A 264-nucleotide genomic window follows, 5' to 3' on the forward strand; every position below is an offset into this window, starting at 1 on the left:
GTTGTCTAGACCGGTGAGGTTGGGCATGAGCGCTGCCCCCACACCCATCAATTGGGGCGCAGAAGCGGCAAAGACCTCCCCAGATGTTGGCGCCTCAACGCCTGCCAGGACGCGGAGCAGGGCACTCTTGCCGGACCCATTGCGTCCGACGCGTCCGATGACTTCGCCCTCCCGTGCGGCCAAGGACCCCCCCCTCACAGCATGGACGACGTCCAGTACACCGCCCCGAGAAAAGAGCCCGCGAGATTTCTCGTCCCGAGCGAT

The 264-nt window shown here is 65.2% G+C and carries 1 protein-coding gene; it reads right to left on the bottom strand.

Annotated elements, in window-relative coordinates; all coding sequences use genetic code 11:
- A partial coding sequence (locus tag KVS67_RS12145) for an ATP-binding cassette domain-containing protein (protein WP_368669071.1) occupies positions 1-198 on the bottom strand: 198 nt, incomplete at its 3' end.
- Positions 199-264 lie beyond the last annotated feature (66 nt).

This window comes from Micrococcus sp. GbtcB5 (genome assembly GCF_019091605.1).
Lineage (GTDB): Bacteria > Actinomycetota > Actinomycetes > Actinomycetales > Micrococcaceae > Micrococcus > Micrococcus luteus.